Source organism: Pseudomonas sp. (genome assembly GCF_036404235.1).
In the GTDB taxonomy this organism is placed as follows: domain Bacteria; phylum Pseudomonadota; class Gammaproteobacteria; order Pseudomonadales; family Pseudomonadaceae; genus Aquipseudomonas.
In genome coordinates this window covers 138792-155890 of the sequence record NZ_DASWOT010000119.1, presented here as the reverse complement: position 1 = coordinate 155890, position 17099 = coordinate 138792, and the positions used below count along the sequence as shown (strand labels likewise).

General features: G+C 56.4%; 13 protein-coding genes and 5 pseudogenes. 9 read left to right on the top strand and 9 right to left on the bottom strand.

Going from position 1 to position 17099, the window contains the following annotated elements; translation table 11 throughout:
- Both ppk1 and VGC62_RS27750 read right to left on the bottom strand, forming a co-directional pair.
- Positions 1 to 1652, bottom strand: a 1652-nt coding sequence (ppk1, locus tag VGC62_RS15535) for a polyphosphate kinase 1 (protein ID WP_331187959.1), incomplete at its 3' end; no start/stop codon positions are given.
- Between the two features lie 61 nt (positions 1653 to 1713).
- Positions 1714 to 1974: pseudogene (locus VGC62_RS27750) on the bottom strand (hypothetical protein); the annotation flags it as partial.
- A gap of 226 nt (positions 1975 to 2200) precedes the next feature.
- Between VGC62_RS27750 and VGC62_RS15525 the strand changes: the two are divergent.
- Complete coding sequence (locus VGC62_RS15525; RefSeq protein WP_331187958.1) at positions 2201 to 2818, top strand: DedA family protein; 618 nt, start codon at positions 2201 to 2203, stop codon at positions 2816 to 2818.
- Between the two features lie 17 nt (positions 2819 to 2835).
- Here the strand turns inward: VGC62_RS15525 and VGC62_RS15520 are convergent.
- From VGC62_RS15520 to VGC62_RS15500, 5 genes and pseudogenes are all read right to left on the bottom strand, one after another.
- Positions 2836 to 3225, bottom strand: a pseudogene (locus VGC62_RS15520) (glycine zipper 2TM domain-containing protein); the annotation flags it as partial.
- Positions 3226 to 3305: 80 nt separating this feature from the next.
- On the bottom strand, positions 3306 to 5024 hold the full coding sequence (locus tag VGC62_RS15515; protein WP_331187957.1) for a formylglycine-generating enzyme family protein: 1719 nt from the start codon (positions 5022 to 5024) through the stop codon (positions 3306 to 3308).
- Positions 5017 to 6216: an ABC transporter permease gene (locus VGC62_RS15510; RefSeq protein ID WP_331187956.1), complete on the bottom strand. Its 1200-nt coding sequence runs from the start codon at positions 6214 to 6216 to the stop codon at positions 5017 to 5019. The genes VGC62_RS15515 and VGC62_RS15510 overlap by 8 nt, the downstream gene beginning before the upstream one ends.
- A complete protein-coding gene (locus VGC62_RS15505) occupies positions 6216 to 6932 on the bottom strand; it encodes an ABC transporter ATP-binding protein (RefSeq protein ID WP_331187955.1) in 717 nt (238 codons plus the stop codon). Before VGC62_RS15505 ends, VGC62_RS15510 begins: the two co-directional genes overlap by 1 nt.
- Positions 6932 to 7222: pseudogene (locus VGC62_RS15500) on the bottom strand (hypothetical protein); the annotation flags it as partial. The gene VGC62_RS15505 and the pseudogene VGC62_RS15500, both read right to left, overlap by 1 nt.
- On the opposite strand from VGC62_RS15500, the pseudogene VGC62_RS15495 reads away from it, so the two are divergent.
- From VGC62_RS15495 to VGC62_RS15485, 3 genes and pseudogenes are all read left to right on the top strand, one after another.
- A pseudogene (locus VGC62_RS15495) lies at positions 7212 to 7670 on the top strand (RHS repeat protein); the annotation flags it as partial. The pseudogenes VGC62_RS15500 and VGC62_RS15495 overlap by 11 nt on opposite strands.
- A complete protein-coding gene (locus VGC62_RS15490) occupies positions 7670 to 7894 on the top strand; it encodes a hypothetical protein (RefSeq protein WP_331187954.1) in 225 nt (74 codons plus the stop codon). The pseudogene VGC62_RS15495 and the gene VGC62_RS15490, both read left to right, overlap by 1 nt.
- A 386-nt stretch (positions 7895 to 8280) precedes the next feature.
- A pseudogene (locus tag VGC62_RS15485) lies at positions 8281 to 8658 on the top strand (hypothetical protein); the annotation flags it as partial.
- A 742-nt stretch (positions 8659 to 9400) separates the two neighbouring features.
- Here VGC62_RS15485 and VGC62_RS15480 read toward each other — a convergent pair.
- On the bottom strand, positions 9401 to 9595 hold the full coding sequence (locus tag VGC62_RS15480) for a DUF6911 family protein (protein ID WP_331187953.1): 195 nt from the start codon (positions 9593 to 9595) through the stop codon (positions 9401 to 9403).
- Positions 9596 to 10317: 722 nt separating this feature from the next.
- Here VGC62_RS15480 and VGC62_RS15475 point away from each other — a divergent pair.
- The 3 genes from VGC62_RS15475 to VGC62_RS15465 all read left to right on the top strand — a co-directional run bounded on the left by VGC62_RS15475 (position 10318) and on the right by VGC62_RS15465 (position 12904).
- A complete protein-coding gene (locus VGC62_RS15475; RefSeq protein ID WP_331187952.1) occupies positions 10318 to 11013 on the top strand; it encodes a sulfotransferase family 2 domain-containing protein in 696 nt (231 codons plus the stop codon).
- Positions 11006 to 11665, top strand: a complete 660-nt coding sequence (gene cysC / locus VGC62_RS15470; RefSeq protein ID WP_331187951.1) for an adenylyl-sulfate kinase — start codon at positions 11006 to 11008, stop codon at positions 11663 to 11665. Before VGC62_RS15475 ends, cysC begins: the two co-directional genes overlap by 8 nt.
- Before the next feature lie 108 nt (positions 11666 to 11773).
- A complete protein-coding gene (locus VGC62_RS15465; RefSeq protein ID WP_414705806.1) occupies positions 11774 to 12904 on the top strand; it encodes a mechanosensitive ion channel family protein in 1131 nt (376 codons plus the stop codon).
- Between the two features lie 128 nt (positions 12905 to 13032).
- On the opposite strand, the gene VGC62_RS15460 is transcribed toward VGC62_RS15465, so the two are convergent.
- Positions 13033 to 14520 (bottom strand): YdgA family protein, encoded by a 1488-nt coding sequence (locus tag VGC62_RS15460; protein ID WP_331187950.1) that lies wholly within the window; start codon positions 14518 to 14520, stop codon positions 13033 to 13035.
- Positions 14521 to 14781: 261 nt separating this feature from the next.
- On the opposite strand from VGC62_RS15460, the gene VGC62_RS15455 reads away from it, so the two are divergent.
- Together VGC62_RS15455 and VGC62_RS15450 are read left to right on the top strand one after the other, a co-directional pair.
- Positions 14782 to 15477, top strand: coding sequence for an HAD-IA family hydrolase (locus VGC62_RS15455; protein ID WP_331187949.1), 696 nt, complete (start codon positions 14782 to 14784; stop codon positions 15475 to 15477).
- Between the two features lie 271 nt (positions 15478 to 15748).
- A complete protein-coding gene (locus VGC62_RS15450; RefSeq protein ID WP_331187948.1) occupies positions 15749 to 17095 on the top strand; it encodes an SrfA family protein in 1347 nt (448 codons plus the stop codon).
- Positions 17096 to 17099 lie beyond the last annotated feature (4 nt).

Here is a 17099-nt window from a genome sequence, read left to right as displayed (position 1 = left end):
TGCAGCAGCTTCTTCATGCGCAACGTCTTACCCATGCCGATCAACTGACTGAACAGTTTGCCGACGTCTTCGCACAAGGCGTCGTCGGAAGTCAGCAGGCTGTAGTCGGTATAAAGACGCGCATTGCCAGCGTGGTAGTTGCCAGTACCCAAGTGCGCGTAGCGGACGATTTCGCCCGCCTCGCGCCGCAGGATCAGCATCATCTTGGCGTGGGTCTTGAAACCGACCACGCCGTAGATGACCACGGCGCCTGCTGCCTGCAAGCGGCTGGCGAGCTGCAGGTTGGACTCTTCGTCGAACCGCGCACGCAGCTCGATCACCGCCGTGACCTCCTTGCCGTTGCGCGCCGCATCGACCAACGCATCGACGATTTCCGAGTTCGCACCACTGCGGTACAGCGTTTGACGCACAGCGAGCACGTGCGGGTCTTTTGCGGCCTGACGCAGCAAATCCACTACCGGCGTAAAGGACTCGAACGGATGCAGCAGCAGAATGTCCTGCTTACTGATCACGTTGAAAATGTTTTCGCTGTTCTGCAACAGCTTGGGGATCGCCGGCGTGAACGGCAAATATTGCAATTCCGGGTGGCTGTCGAGCCCGGTGATGCTGAACAGTCGCGTCAAGTTGACCGGGCCATTGACCCGATACAGCTCGGTCTCGCTCAAGTTGAACTGCTTGAGCAGGTAATCGGAGAGGTGTTTCGGACAGGTGTCGGCAACTTCCAGGCGTACCGCATCGCCATAACGACGGGAGAACAACTCGCCACGCAGGGCGCGGGCCAGGTCTTCCACGTCTTCTGAATCCAGCGCCAGGTCGGCATTGCGGGTCAGGCGGAACTGGTAGCAGCCCTTGACCTTCATGCCCTGGAACAGGTCGTCAGCGTGAGCGTGGATCATCGACGACAAGAACACGAAGTTGTCGCCAGGGCCACCGACATCTTCCGGCACCTTGATGACGCGCGGCAGCAAACGTGGCGCCGGGATGATCGCCAGACCGGAATCGCGCCCAAAGGCATCGATCCCTTCAAGCTCGACGATGAAGTTCAGGCTCTTGTTAACCAGCAGCGGGAACGGGTGCGTCGGATCAAGGCCAATCGGGGTGATGATCGGGGCAATCTCATCGCGAAAATAGCGACGCACCCAAGTCTTCAGTTTCGTGGTCCAGTAACGACGGCGGATGAACCGGACCTGATGTTTCTCAAGCTCCGGCAGCAGAATATCGTTGAGGATCGCGTATTGGCGATCAACGTGACCATGCACCAGCTCGCTAATACGCGCCAGCGCCTGATGCGGCTGCAAACCATCAGCACCGGCTTGTTCACGGGCAAAGGCGATCTGTTTCTTCAGACCCGCGACACGAATTTCGAAGAACTCGTCCAGGTTGCTGGAGAAGATCAACAAGAACTTCAACCGCTCCAGCAATGGATAGGACTCATCCAGCGCCTGCTCCAACACGCGAATGTTGAACTGCAACTGTGACAGCTCGCGATGAATATAGAGACTGCTGTCATCCAGATTCGGCACGACAATGGCGGGCACCGGCGGATGAGGGGGCTCGATCGCCGGTACGACTTCAATTGTCGGTTCGACCACGGGCGTAATCTCCTGGGCGTCAATCTCGACGGCGGCTTCGGTGAGTCCTTCGGTATTCATGAGTAATCCTGTGAGGCTACTGCCCTTTTAACAGTTGAGCGGCGCGAACGGCGAAAAAACTGAGGATGCCGTTCAACCCGTGAGTGGTGAGCGGGGCCCGCGCCACATCAGTGATGACGCCCAGTTGCGCGAAGCAGTCACTCGCGGCGCCCGTGACACGCTGCGCAATGCCCGGTTTTCACCGTGCAGAACAAATACGCGAAGAATCAGATCATCGACGATCAAAATTTTTTCGCGCACCCCCCAGCTGGAAAAAATCATCATGTCGGTTACGACGCAAGCGCGCCAGCAGGCACAAACGGTTGGACAAGGCAACGCTCACGGAAAACTCCAGAGCCCGCGCAGACGGGCGAGCGCGACAGTTATAAGCCGCCATTATGACCAATGTGTGACAGTCTTTGTTTGCGGTGCGACGGCGAGACGCAGCCGACATTTATGGAGGAATATTCTGTCAAGCGCGTAGGAAACTTTAACGTCGAGACACATATCCACACTTTCCTGAATGTCTTCGGCGAGTTAGGCTGCGCGTTCATTTCGCCAGCACCCACATGATGCTCCAGCATTTTCTACAAGAATTCGGCTATTTCGCCCTCTTCCTCGGGACCTTCTTTGAAGGTGAGACCATATTGGTGCTTGCCGGATTCCTGGCGTTCCGCGGATACATGGACATTAACCTGGTGGTGGTCGTGGCCTTTTTCGGCAGCTACGCCGGCGATCAGTTGTGGTACTTCATGGGCCGCAAGCATGGTCGCAAGCTGCTGGCGCGCAAGCCGCGATGGCAGCTAATGGGCGACCGGGCGTTGGAGCACATTCGGCGGCATCCCGATATCTGGGTGCTGAGTTTCCGTTTTGTCTATGGCCTGCGTACCGTAATGCCCATCGCTATCGGCCTTTCCGGCTATCCGCCGGGGCGCTATTTGCTACTCAACGGCATTGGCGCAGCGGTTTGGGCTGCCGGGCTGGGAGCTGCCGCGTATCACTTCGGCGCTGTACTTGAAGGCTTATTAGGTAACGTCAAGAAATACGAGCTGTGGGTACTGGGCGCCTTGCTGCTGCTGGGTGCTGTGCTGTGGCTGCGGCGCCGCCTGAAAGCCGCACGCATCGCCAAAGAAGCCAAGCTGGCCGTACCGGCTACCGTAGAACTCAAGAACCGCCCAGACGAATAAACCTACCCCGAGCGCCATACACCGCGATTGCGCTCAGCACGGTATCCGTCAACCAGATTACCGAGCCCAGCGAAGTCGCCGCCCACAACCCCGCCGCCTGCCGCGCCGATGGCCGCATTACGTACACGGTGCTCGCCGTCGCCGCTCAATACACCGACCAAAGCGCCCCCCACTGCACCCATGGCCGCACCGCCCGCGACCGACTTGGTCACGTTGGCGTCGGAATCACGCAGATGCTGCACAGGCTCATAACAGGTTGGATAGTATTCAACCTTGGTGCTGGCGCCCACTTTGGAGACCGGCGATGTGGCGCATCCGGTCATTAGCACAGCGCTGAATCCTGCCGCCACCAGTGACAATGCTCGGCGGTTGACGGTTGGGATAATAGATTTAGGGACAGACTGCATTTCATACTCTCTTTTCTGTTTAACTCGCCGGGCCCGCAGATCGCCGCCCCGACTTCCTTTAAGCTCGCTGGAGGCCGCGGTCATGGCTGACCCGCCGCAACGAGCACTTCCTTCAATATCGCCGCTGGGTCTGCCCGCTTTTGCTGGCGATACTCACCGACGTGACGGACGAACAACGTGGCCCGCGCCACCAGGCTCTTGCCGAGCACCGGCTTGCGGTTGAGTTCTTGCTTGACCCGCTGCAGTTGCGCCTGAATCACCGCATCGGTGTAGCGCGTGCCTGTAGCGAGGTTGTCGATATAGATCGCCACGGTGCCTTCCAGCGCCCGGCTACCGTTCTCGATGGCAATGGCGAACAGACGGGCGCTGGCCTCGTCTTTGGCGTCGGCAGCCTGCTGTTGGCTTTTCTTTAGATTGATCAAACGGATGTTGTAGTTGTTGATGGTTTCAGCCACCAACGCAGCGGACTGAATGAGGTTGCCAGCGGCTTCTTCGCGTTGCTGAGCAATCAGCGAAAGGTCGCGTTTGAGCTCTTCATTGACCCGCCCAAGCTCAGCCTGCAGACGCGGATCACTGCTGGAGGAGATGATGTTATCGAGCCGTTTGGTCGGGTCTTGCGCGTCGTCGATCGCGTCTGTCAGCGTGGCCAGACGCCCTTCCTGCTGCCACTGCTCGAACAATTCCTTGTAGCGTGAGCGCGGTGCGGACAACGCGCCGATAGCCACACGAAAGCCGGTCGCCTCATTGCGCTGCTCGGTGCCATCAGCGCCGAACAGCGGATATTCGCGGCGCATCCCGGTGAACAGCGTGCCCTCACCTTCGAGGTAGTTGCCACCCTTGGCAATAAAACCGCCGTAGGTCCCCTGACGACGACCCGCACGCACCAGTTGAAACGACTCCTGAACCATTTCAGCAGCATTGCCGATGACGTCGAACATCCCGATGGGGTTAGGCAATTTGCTGCCGATTGGCGTCAACCGCACGGCCTGGCCGGTACCACCGGCGACCTGATTGAAGACTGCCCAGCCCGCCAGCGGCCCATCGCTTTCGCTGCCGTCCAGGCGGCGAGGAAACAATCGTGCCTCTAATGCCTGACGGCTTACCGCCTGGCCGCCACGCGCTGCATATTCCCACTCGACCTCAGTGGGCAGGCGCACAAAACCCACGCCGCCGTCGTCACTTTTATCTCTTCCACTGACCGGCAGAAGGTCACGGTGATGCTTGATCAACCATGCGCTGTATACCGCCGAGAAACGTTCGGCGTCGAAACGCGACAAATTGACTTTCGGCAGACGTCCCGCCATGCCTTCAGGCGGCTCGCACGCTGGTGCTGGCTCATCGTTGGCCAACGATTGCGCCTGGGCCATGACCTGCCTGTACTGCCGCGCGGTGACCTCGTACTTACCGATGAAATACAGCATCGGCTTGAGCGGTGTTTGCTCGTTGGCCTTGGGTAATAACGGGCCGATTGTCTTGCGCCAGTCCCCTGACAGGTCGCTCAGGGTGAACTGACCATTGATGAAGTCTCGACGGTAACCAGAAATAAACGACTGCTTGTAACCCGCCTCGCCCTCGTTGAACGGATAACCCAGGCTGATTTCGCGGTCGTCCAGTGGGCCTTGAGCCAGCACGTAGACGTAGCGGAACACCATCTCGCCCTCACACGGCAACGGCAATACGAGGTCATCGGCGAGGGGCTTGGGGTTGTCCAGTGGGTCAGCGGCGCTGCCGCTGGCGGTAACCGCAAAGCACACTGATGCGGCTATCAGCCTGACAATAAGGCAGCGCACGTCAGACATGTCTGATCCCTTTCGATGCGTCAATGCCCGCCACCCGCCAACCACCCAACGCAGCAGCCAGTGCGCTGGCGCTGACTACGGCGAACAGGACGACACCGTAGTGACGCAGCAACAGGTGGCTGGCGTACTCGCCGGGCGTTTGCACGAACAAATGATTGAGGCCGCGCTCGGCCAAGCCATAGAGCGCAGCACTCAGAGCCACTGCCAAAAGCCCGCTGTAGAGCGCTTGTAGCACGACAAACAACAGCAACGAGCCAGTGCTCAAACCCAGCAAGCGCAGCACTGACAATTCGCGTCGCTTGCGTTCGACTGCGCTCAGTGCCCCGGCAAAAATGGCCGCGCAGGCACCGAGCACGGCCAAGGCCGCAATGATCCAGAAAACAATCGACAGGTTGCGGCTCAAGGACAGCACTTGAGTGATGGTGGCGGCCTGAGTTGACACCAACAGGTTGCGCTCAACGAAATAGCGACGCAGCGGCTCGACGTCGCCCAACGTCCGAGCGTACAAGCGCATTGACGCAAACACGCGCGGCTCGCTGGACGCCATGTCTCCTGCCCAATCCAACGCCGGGACAGCGCGGCCGTCGCGGTAGTCTTCGGCCGCCTCCAGCAGCGCCAACGGTGCAAAAATCGCGTCTCGTGCAAATACTGCGAGTGGCAAAATGGCTGCCACTTTCAGCCGTGTTCGCTGCGCTTGCGACCGACCGGCAACCTGGCGAGTAAACGCAGCGTCGAGCCAATCGCCCGCCACGGCACCGATTTTTTCTGCTGCGGTGTGGCTGAGCAAGACGGTGTCCAGCCCGGTCGGCACAGGCAGGCTGCTCAACAGCGGATCGCCGATGGCGGTTGGAATCATCTCCACATTCAGCACAGCGTTGCGCGCCGGGATCGAAAGGTCCACCGTGGCCGCGATCTGACGGGTTCTGGGTATCGCGAACGCGACATCGGGTCGCTCTCTCAAGCCATCTATAAAGGCAGCGTTGAAACGGCCTCCTCCCAACGGAATCAACTCGCGCACCGTCGGGTCGCGCTCAAGCCGCTCGATCAGGCTGCTGACCAAACCGAACTTCAGCCCAAACAGCACCAGCAGCGGCGCAATGACCGCAACCAATGCCAACACCGTGCAGACCGACAAGCGAGCATCGGCGCGGTAGTCCTGCCAGGCCAGAGACATCAACAAGATCGGGCGCATCAACGCCAGACCTGCAACGTCGCCGTGACGCCACCGTCGGCATCCCGCTGACAGGCGATGCGCAAAACACTGAGGGCCGAGTCCTCTATCAGGCGCTCATCGTGGGTGGCGACTACACAACAAACTCCCTGCTCGCGTGTGCGGTCGAGTAACAGCTGCATCACCCGACGGGCATTCAGCGGATCGAGCGCTGCGGTGGGCTCGTCTGCCAGTAACAGGCGGGGACGGTGTGCCAATGCACGGGCACAACTGACGCGCTGGCGTTGGCCGACAGATAGCTGTTGAGGGTACTTGTCTAATTGGTCGCCAATTTCAAGTGCTTCGGCCAGCGCCTCAACGCTGCGGTCGTTACTCAGACCCGACAACTGCCCAGGTAAGCCAATGTTGCCACGTACCGTAAGAAACCCCAGTAGCCCTCCAGTTTGCAGCACGTAACCCACGTATCGACTGCGCAACTGCGCGAGCCGATTGTGCTGTTTGGCCTGCCACAGCGCGGCAACATCGACCACGCGTTGGGACAGAGAACACTGGAAATACCGCGATTGATCAGGGGCCAGTGCCAGCGCCAACAGATCAAGCAACGTGCTTTTGCCGCAACCACTGGGCCCGACCAGCGCCATCTGCTGGCCAGCGGCAAGTTCCAGATGAGGGATCTCCAGGCTGAAACGCTGGCCGCGCTCGCCCCAGGTCTTGCGCACTTCTCGCAGGCTCAACATCACGGCAGCGTCGACAACGGAACGCGGTACAACGCGTCGCCAGGTTCTGCATTGCCGAAACGTACCCAATTAGCGAGGTCGTTATGGAAGGTTTCGTAGAGGCGAATTTTCGAATCAAGCTCGTCGATGAAGTCCTCTTGCTCCGCCACACTGAGCGACAGCCATAAATCCTGGCTCATGCTCAATGACTTGCTGCGATACGGCAGGCCTTCGAGGTACTCGCCGAGCAGGCCACCTTGCGCCAGGTTGCCGCCCTTGCGTAATGCCGAGGGGTCGCGACTCATATATGACCCGAGCGGACTCATAGTGCCGTTGATTGTTATCTCAGGCTTTCTGGACCGTGCGGCACTGGGCGCAGCTATTGAGGTTGGAGTGCAAGTGGGCAAACAGGTCGCAGGTCAGATGAAAGACAACTGGGATAATGATCGCGACCTGACTGATATTAAGTGGCGGTGTGTTGATATTAATTGGAAGCTTGTCGGAGTTGCGGGATTATTCGGTGCCGTGGCACCGGGTTTGCTGACTTCAGCTAAGAGTGTGTTTACTTCAGGCAAGGCTATCAAAGCGTTGTCAGGCCAAGCTGCTAACACCACCAATCGTGCGGCCAAATTAGCAGTGCGCAAGGCCGCTCATAAAAAAAACATTAAGGAAGCGGTTGAAACCCAAGCAGTCTGGCAAGCCACCAAACTAGTCTCGAAATGTATCAGCAAAGAAGAAGAGAAAGGGTGTGACACGTGATGATCAAACGCATCTTGCTTAAAGGGGCAATATTTTTACCGTTTGCTATTCTTTACAATGTTTTGGAAGTTTACCTTGGCGATACATGGCTTACAGCAGGTGTGTTTAGCATAGTGCTTATTTCTCTGCGAATCGGCCTGTATCTCTACCGGCGATCCAAAGGTATCAAGGACACTTGGCCGAATGATCAAGCAAACAATACCGTTAACCGTGCAGCAAAATAAATGCTCGCAAAATAGCCCATATCAACACTATCAAGGGGGTAGTCGCGAGTCAGGCTCGCTGACAGCTCGACAAACTGATTACTAAGTGCCTATCTAGAGACGAAGAACAGGAGTGCGACGAGTCATGATTAAAACCATTAAGGAAATTCTAATTTATACGGCGGTGAGCATCCCATTTGCATTCCTTTTAAACATCCTATAAATTTATTTTGGCGAAACGTGGTTAACACTCGTATTGTTCGGCGTAGTGCTAATTTCTCTGCGAACTGGCCTGTATCTCTACCGGCGATCCAAAGGTATCAAGGACACTTGGCCGAATGATTAAGCAAATATTATCGTTAGCCGGGCAACAAAAATAAATGCTCGCAAAACAGCCCATATCAGCTGAGGCTGGAGTGCAAGTGGGCAAACAGGTCGCAGGTCAGATGAAAGACAACTGGGATAATGATCGCGATCTGACTGATGTTAAGTGGCGGTGTGTTGATATTAATTGGAACCATGTAGCTCTCTCAGGGGGACTCGGTGCGGTGGTGCCGGGTTTGCTGACTTCAGCAAAGGGTGTATTCAGTTCAGGCAAGGCAATCAAAACGTTGTCAGGCCAGGCTGCCAACACCACCAATCGTGCAGCTAAATTGGCAGCACGCAAAGCAGCACACAAAAAGAAAATCAACCAAACAGTTATGATCCAGGCTGGCTGGCAAGCCACTAAACTAGTCGCTAAGTGCTTGGGCAATGAGGATGAAAAAGAATGTGTTCGGCCATAAAAAGTATTTTGCTATACGCGATAATTTTTTCCCGCTTGCTGTTTTTTACAACATTTTGGAATTTTATTTTGGCGATTCATGGCTACCTGTGGTGATAGTCCTCACTTTGATGATAACTGCATGTGCCGGTTTATATTACTACCGGCGTTCTAAAGGAATAAAGGACACTTGGCCGAATGACTAAACGACCAACATCATAAAATTGACTGCATGCAAAGCAGCCGATGCCAGAACTATCCAATCCACGATGGCTACTCAAACGAACTTTTAGACTACAAAGAAAATATTTAAATATCCATTAAAGACTGACGAGGAGGACTGTTAATAGCAATGATTATTTACTACTTAAAAATGACAGCATTGGCTACGCCGTTCGTCCTTCTATACAACATTCTGGAGCATTATCTGAGTTGTTCATGGCTGCCTGCCGCAATCGTTATCTCGCTGATGATAGCTATGCGAATCGTATTGTATCTTTACCGTCGATCCAAAGGCATCAAGGACACTTGGCCAAATGATTAAGCAACCAATACCGCACTTTAAATCGTTGTCGGTAGTTGTTGGAAGTCTGGTCCAGTCCAGGTTGGCTTCGATATCAGCGACTTTGAACTTTCCAGGCAATAAACGCGTTGTACCGCTCGCCGGGACGCTTCGAAAACTGGGAAGTCCTTCGGATCGATATTGCCGTATAGATCGAGTGACACATACCAGAGCGGATGGCATTGGCGAACAGGTGGCAGCATCAATTTAACCATTGGCGAGAAATGTCTCCTGTTTCAAAGAACTCTTTGAACAGCATGACCACCAGATCAAAGTCCTCGGTGAGTTGGCGGGTATCCCAGTTGTCGCCGAGGATTTCTACCATTTCGGCGGATGCGGTTGGGTTGTCGTACTCTCTAACATTCGTGTCCTCGCCCATGTCTTCGAGCAAAGTCACCAGATATTTTTGTTGTCAGCCTCTAGATGCATACTAACTGGACCTACTTCCAGGCCGTCAACAAGAACAAGGCGTAGGCTTCCTGTTTTCCTGAAGAGTGTTTAACTGCGGCCGGAGGTCCACCCAATCTTTGACAGTCTGGTTTCCGCCAAAACTCACGCCGTCGATCCGAGTCGTCCACGATAAACTCAATTTCATTTGCTATCCTTTTCAACAAGCTTTCTCATTCCTGGCTCCCAGAAAAGCGTTTTACCCGAGTCCTTTTCATAAATGGTCAGCGACTTCAATATACCTCTGTGAACATACTCAACATATATCACGGGGCAAATCTCTATCCGCCCACCAAAAAATCGGAAACCTCCCACAGTAACGTATGTAATTGCCTACAACATTTGAGTGAGAAGTTGCCGATGTTCGGTGCCTATTTCAGCGCTGGCAATCATAAAAAATGCAATTTCGATGTAACTTTTTAATGCTTCCCCAGCCTCAATGCTCCCCCACTCATGGACCAAATGATGAACCCAATCACAAAATACTCACGCGATAAGAAACCCGACTAAAATCACAGCAAAAAACCGCCTGCATGTATCAGAAACCGTACATCCCTCTACAATAAAACACACTCAAAACCCCAGCGTAAATTATTTGCAAAGTTCCTCTCCCTCCTTTACAACACCCTGTAGCCTGACCATCGATTAAAATAACGTTACAGGCCCTCCACCATGAAGCACTTACTATGGAAGTTGTTTCCAAAGAACCAACGTGAGCTTTTGCTTGAGCGGTTTTCTGTCGTCGATCGGCAGGTTGTGAACAAAACGCTGTCCCGTAAGCCCGTGTTTCCCGAGGTGTTCAATCAGTTCGAGTGCATTTTCATTCATGTACCAAAGTGCGCGGGCAGCAGTGTGGCGATGTCGATATTTGGTGATACACCCACCGGCCATTTGCCGTTGTATTGGTATGAGAAGCAGTTCAAGGAGCAGTACGAAGAGTATTTCAAGTTTGGCTTTGTACGCGATCCCTTACATCGCGCGTTATCGGCTTATCGCTATTTGTTAAAGAACCCGCAGCCGCGAGATAGAGCGGCCTATGAGTTGGTGAGTCGTTATTCACGGTTCGATACGTTCATTGATAGCTGGCTGCACGTGGATAATATTTCGAGGCAGATACATTTCGCGCCGCAGCATCAGTTTTTGCAAAACTCGATGGGGCAGATCGCTGTCGATTTTATCGGTCGTCAGGAACACCTGGAGGCTGACTTTTCGGCGTTGTGCGAGCAGTTGGGTATTAGCGCGCAGCTCCAGCACATCAACCGCTCCCCCGGCCTGGGTTATAAAACAGCGGCGTTATGCTCCGACGCTTCACGCAGACGAATTCGCGAGGTGTATGCCCGTGACTATGAGCTGTTCGCCTATGACTGAGCGTAAAACAGATCCGCGACCGCTGATTATCGCGCCTGAGCTGACGGTGGATCAGGCGCAGCGCGAGGCGACGAAACAACAGCGTGCTTGCTGCATATGGCTGACGGGTTTGTCCGGCGCGGGCAAGTCGACGCTGGGCAATCAACTGGATCAGACGTTGCAGACGCATGGTCTGCACAGCTACTTGCTCGACGGCGATCGGGTGCGCAATGGATTGTGTCAGGACTTGGGCATGAGCGACCCAGACCGTCGGGAGAATGTGCGGCGCATCGGCGAGGTCGCCAGATTGATGGTGGATGCTGGGCTGATTGTGATTGTCTCGGCCATCTCGCCCTTTCGCGCTGATCGTGATACCTGCCGTGCGCATTTCGCTGAGGGTGATTTTATCGAAGTGCATGTGAGCACGCCGTTATCGGAATGCATGCGCCGCGACGCCAAAGGCTTGTATCGCGCCGTGCGGGAGGGCCGGATACGTAATTTCACCGGGATCGACAGCCCTTATGAGGCACCGCTCAACCCCGAGTTTGTGATCGATACCAGCACCGGGGATAACAGCGAACTCGTTGATCGGCTGGTCATGCTGCAATTGGAAGCCGGTTCCGGACGCGCCTGTTATCGGCCGTTCAACGACTCAAGATCGCTCGGTCGCTGAGGCCCGAAAAGCGTCTACGCTGGGACTTGCGGCAGGCGAGGGAACGATTGTGCCGTGTGCAGGCTCACAATCCTTGTCTTTGAACCGTCGTCCTCGCGAGCATCCCTTATGGAACACGTACTCCCAGACGCCTGGCTGGCGGCCTTGCCTTTGCCTTGGCTAGACACCCTGATGGCTGCGGCTGTTGCCGTTGGCCTGTCGTTGTTGCTTCGCTGGCTCGCCTTGGCGCTGCTGAAGCGGGTGGCTCACTCGTTCATTTTTGCGCAACAACTAATCTATCGTGGCGCACCGCCTACTCTGTGGCTGATCCCTTTGCTGGCATTGCAAACCGTGTGGACCTCGGCGCCAGACGATTTGATGTTGATCAAGACGGTCCGGCACGTGAACGGCATGCTGGTGGTGGCCTGCTTTACGTGGCTGGCGTTGCGCTGCGTGAAGGCGATTGGCGAGGCGGTGGCGATCCGTAATCCACTGGACATCGAGGACAACTTGCAAGCGCGGCGCATCCAGACTCAGGTTCGGGTGCTGGTGCGCTGCCTGAATGTGCTGGTGGTGCTGTTCGGCACCGGGCTGATTCTGATGAGTTTCCCGCCGGTTCGGCAAATCGGCACCAGCCTGCTCGCCTCGGCTGGCCTGGCTGGGTTGGCGGCGGGCTTTGCCGCAAAACCGGTGTTGGGGAATCTTATTGCGGGGCTACAGATTGCGATTTCACAACCGATTCGTCTGGACGACGTAGTGATCGTGGAGGGCGAATGGGGGCGAATCGAGGAGATCAGCGGGACCTATGTAGTGGTGAAAATCTGGGATGAGCGGCGGATGGTGATCCCATTGCAGTACTTCATCGAAAAGCCGTTTCAGAACTGGACGCGCAGTACCTCAAGCCTGATTGGCTCGGTGTTTTTGTGGGTGGATTACGCGTTGCCACTGGAGGAGCTACGCGTGGAGGCGGAGCGAATCTGCAAGGACATTCCGCACCTGTGGGACGGTCGGGTGTGCGTGCTGCAAGTGACCGACACCACGGACCGGGCCATGCAGTTGCGGGTGTTGTTGAGTTCGGCGGATTCATCGCGAAGCTGGGATGCGCGCTGCCACATGCGCGAACGGCTGATCAGTTTCGTCGCCAAGCAGTATCCGCAATGCTTGCCGCAGCTACGCGCTGAAATGTCGTCGCGTACTGCGCAGCCTGAGCCTGACGGGCATGAGGCCCCCATCGAGATTGCGCGACAGCCACCGGTTTGAACGTCACCTGCCCGAAGCGCACCTGCCCACGATAGACACTTGCCTGTGCCGCATCCGCAGGCTGACCCAGCACGCTGTCGGGCAATTGCGCTCCAGGATTTGAGTCAGGCCCAAGCTCAAGCAACTCGTTACTGCCCGCCGTTAAGCATCGCAGCCTTGCCCATCATGGCGCCGGCAAACTGTTGGGCGGTCATTTTGTCACCATTGAAATCGACCACATCGTCGGCGTAATGCAGGGTGGAGGTGATGTTGTCGCCCTCAACTTTGCCCACGTCCAGCATGATTGCCATGGCGCCTGCCGTTTCGGCCGCGTCCTTGGCTTGCTGCGCGATGGTCGCGGGATCGGTAACACCCGCAGATTCGGCCTGCAAGGTTGCCAGGTCCTGAATCATCGGTTTGGACAGCAACAATTTGGCGTCCAACTGGGTCAGCAACTGCTTGAGCAGCTCAGGTGCCGGTTGGTCCAGCGAGGTCGGATTGTTCAGGTCCATCGCCAGGCTGAAATGGCTTTCACCGTTTTTGGTTTTCAGCGCCAGCTTTTCCAGCTCGATGTGCGGTTTGGCGGCGAGCAGCTTGCCCATTTGCGCATGCACCAGCGCCTGATCGGCGGGGCTGAGTTGCGGAACGAATCGCACACCCGCCATCGCGGCGGCCTGGGCCTGCGGTTGAATCCTGTCCTTGTAGAACTGCAGCAGCGTCTGGGTGGCGGCGATGTCGAAGTTGGCGAACTTCCACTGCATCTGCGTTGAGCCGACTTCCTTGCCGTTATAGCTGATCATGCCGATGTCGTAGCTGACCTGCGCGCTCAGGTTGCCTTCCACTTCCTGAAGCAGGCTGGTATTGACGAAATCCTTGAGTTCCACGGCGGGTTTGCCAACCACCTGGAACACCGCCGATGCCACTTTGGCGTCGCTGTGCCCAAGGTAGAAACCAGACTTGCCCTTGGTGCCGCCCGTCTCGAACGTGAACCCCTGGAGCGCAATGCGCACCGGCCCTTCTTCGGACTTGGCGTTGATGTCGAGGTTTTCCAGGTTGCCCGTGGCCTTGAGCTTCTCGCCATCGCCACTGGCTGCGGCATTGAGGGTGAAACCGGAAAACTTGAAGGAGCCCTTCTCATCGGCGAACTGGAACGGCAGCAACTCCACCCGCCCTTCGCCTGCGCGGTCGTAGCCCATGCTGAAGTGCCCGAGAACCGGCGCCTGGCCATTGGTCATGGCGAACCAACGCTCGGAGAACGCATTCTTCTCCAGTTGCATGTTACTGGCTGCCATCACTGGCACCAGCGCCAACGACTTCACGCGTGACCACGGAAACGGCCCATGCTCGATATTGTCGACAAACAGCAGTTCCACCGGCTGCCCTTGATTGAATTCAGGGCTGAGCAAAGTGACCCGGTAATGCGCGGTACTGGTAAAGAAGTGGCGATCCAGCGAAACCAGCTCCACGCTGGCATCCCCTTGCTGACCGACCAAGGCCGTCTTGAGCTGCCGATTCCCCTCGACAATGGCGTCGCCAAGCACCCCTTCCAGCCGCACGCCGGTGTACCAGGCGCCTGCGGTGATCAACGCGCCAGCGACTACAACGACGCCTACGGCAATTTTTGCTGATTTATTCATGTGTCGACTCAAAGATGTCCGTTCTGGTGATGATTGATGTCTTCCCTGACCCCGGAGAAGGTTCGGCGGTTGGGACAAGCCAGGCCGACGCAGCATCTGCCGCTGCCAAGAGCCGGGGCAGATTAGCACTCACGTGCGATGGCGGCATCCTTCGCAAATGAGTTGATCTGCCATACCCGGCTATTTAGAACATTTCGACGCTAGCCATTGTCTTGGACGAGTTGTTAGGCTGGGCCTCAATTTGCACAGGGGATCGACGAGATGAGCCAAGCGCAGAACGCAAAGGGACCGATCAAGGCTGTCATTTTCGACATGGACGGCCTGTTGCTCGATACCGAAGGCATCTACACCGAAGTCACCGACGCCATCGCCCGGCGCCACGGCAAGACGTTTGACTGGGCGGTGAAACAGCACACCATCGGTCGTGGCTCTCAGGACTTCGCTGAATACGTGACCAAAGCCCTTCAGTTGCCGATGTCTGCCGAGCAATTTCTCACCATTCGCCAACCCATGCTCGATGAGCGCTTCCCCCACGCCCAGCCCATGCGCGGTGCTGAAGCCCTGGTGCGACACCTTGCCGAGCACAATATTCCAATTGCCGTGGGCACCAGTTCGTCCATTCACTACTTCCATGCCAAGACAACATTGCATCGCGCCTGGTTCGAGCTGTTCGCGCATGTGGTCACTGCAGATGATCCGGATGTCACCGCAGCAAAGCCGGCGCCGGATATCTTCCTGGTGGCGGCGCGGCGCTTGGGTGTCGACCCCAGGGATTGCCTGGTGTTCGAGGACTCACCATTTGGTGTGACGGCAGCCAAAACGGCAGGAATGTATGCCATCGCCGTGCCCGATTCACATATGCCGGTCACCCAATACGCCCATGCCGATTTAATGCTGGGATCGTTAGCCGAGTTTGTGCTGGAGGATTGGGGGCTGCCTGCAATGGCGCCACGTTAGAGCATCCGCCCGGTAACAAACAGGACACAGAACGCTGAGCTCGGGTTCACCCCGAACGTGATAACCCACCGTATTGCAGGACATTTATCAGCCCATGCTTTTCGGTTTGCTAACTCATGAACTGACTCATTAATGAGAAAGGCTTTTAATACGCGACACCGCAGGCAAGATTGACGACCTGAGCGATTTGCCATTACTGTCCTGTATCACAGTTGTAATACGACATGTTTCATGCGTCGTGTTCGCGGAAAAATTATCGTTTGGAGCAAGGATGCAAGGCGCACTGTTACGTAGCGGCAAAAGTGAGTCATTTACCGCGCTCGGAGAATCCGGTCAGCCGGTTTATCGGGCCGCACTGCAATTGCGCGAAGCCATTCGCCGCAAAAACCCGAAACTGGTCGATCACCTCGCGATCCCTCAAAGCGACGAGTTGGGTAACAAGATCGACTGGTACAGCAGCATTGAAGGGGATGTGATTCCCTGGAGTGCCGCAACGGAAGAAGAACGCGCCCCTGCCCGCGCACAACTTGAGGAACTCGACGCTGCGCTGAACGAGTTGAGCGTTCGGTTCCTGGGTAATGATCCGGCTGAACAGCAAGGCGACAAAGCCGTATTCGGCAAATTGCTCAAGCGCGTCATCCACTTCCCCGACGAAAACTTCGTCTACCTGGTCAATGGCAAGCCGGTATTGACGTTCTGGGGCTTTGAACACGCCAACGCCGACCGCAGTCTTGAACCCCTGCACTGCCTGTACCCCAAACCCGATGCGCTCGAATTCGCGCTGCCGCCTGCGACGCCGGTCGAGCCCGTGGTGGAGCCAGCCCCGACGGTGTTGGTCCGTAAGTCCTGGTGGCGTCGCTGGTGGTGGCTGTTGCCGCTTTTGTTGTTGCTATTGCTACTGCTGCTGTTCGGGCTGCGCAGCTGCGTACCGACGCTGGCCATTCCAGGGCTGCCGGCTGTTGATCTACCGAAGGTGTCGTCTGAGCAAGGCCTGTCCGGCCAGACAGTCAGCGCGGGAAATGGCGTGAATGGACCGGTGCTCGATGGCAACGGAACATCGACCAATGGCGCCGTATCCGCAGCGCCCGATCCTGAAAAAGAGGCTAGCGTTACACCCCAGGCGACGCCTGAGGACAAACCCAACGAGCCGGTCGCTGAGCCGCCCAAACCTGCAGAGCAGGCGCAGGCAGCCAATGCGCTAACGACACCGCCAACGACACCGGCCCAAAAGCCTGCGCAAACAGCTGCGCCGCTGAGCATCCCGGCAAATGCGAAAAATGGCGCGGCTGATTTCCTCAACGGCCATTACCGTGCGGGCGCCGGCATTCAAGATCGGCGGACAGGCCGACCATTGCGTCTGGAATACCAATTCAAGGACGGCAAAGGCGAAGTCACTGTTCGCCAGGCTAACGGGGTCAGTTGCTCCGGGCCGGTCAGTGCGGCGATGAACAATGGAAACCTGTCCATCAACAGCAGCGCACAGGCCGCGTGTGGCGACGGCAGTACCTACGACATGCCAAAAATCGAATGTGGGAAAGGTGCCCAAAGCATCGCTGATTGCACCGGCGGATACGGCGCCGAGAAATTCCCTATGTCCATGCGGCAGATGACCGAATAAGACT